Source organism: Massilimicrobiota sp. An134, from assembly GCF_002160815.1.
Taxonomy (GTDB): Bacteria; Bacillota_I; Bacilli_A; order Erysipelotrichales; family Coprobacillaceae; genus Allocoprobacillus; species Allocoprobacillus merdigallinarum.
In genome coordinates this window covers 1-621 of record NZ_NFLH01000085.1, presented here as the reverse complement: position 1 = coordinate 621, position 621 = coordinate 1, and the positions used below count along the sequence as shown (strand labels likewise).

At 37.2% G+C, this 621-nt stretch carries 1 protein-coding gene; it reads right to left on the bottom strand.

The genetic code is table 11. The annotated features are described in order from the left end of the window. Positions 1 to 621 (bottom strand): IS110 family transposase (locus B5E79_RS13275; protein ID WP_143746806.1); only part of this gene is annotated, 621 nt, incomplete at both ends.

Genomic DNA, 621 nt, shown 5'->3' with positions numbered 1-621 from the left:
CCAGAGAAATGCGAAATTCCTGGTACGGAGATGATAGGAGAGTTTAAGTCAGTGGAAAACTCTTCTATTTTTTTATCTATTTCTTTGAGCTGATCATTAAGCAGTTCGATATGAGCTATCAAATGCTTGATCTGCATCTCATCAGCCAATGAAGAGATGCCAACAGATGTTTTAGCACTTTCCTTTAGCTTTTCAGCAGTCAGAGAAATGCGATTGCCTCTGCCGGTAATATCAAAGCATTTGCGTAATGTTCTGATGTCAGCCTGTGCAATAGTCTTTGCACTGCCGAACTGTTTAAGAATAGACATATAGACTTTTCCATACTTGGATTTAAAAAGTGCGTTATATTCAGGAAAAACAAGATCTATGCATTTCTGCAGACGATTGGAAAGAACATTGATCTGTTCCTTGAGGGAATGATGCAACCTAGTCAGCTGCTTCTGTTCATAAAGATCAAATTTCTTAGATGACGTCAAACGATAAGGTTTCTTGAGTTTATTTAAGCTTAATATATCGCATATATTAAGAGTATCAAGTTTATCGTTTTTAGTGATGCCACCATCCATTCTACGATTGAGATCGGTAGTTTTAGGATTGATCAAAGCGACGTTGTAGTTCTTC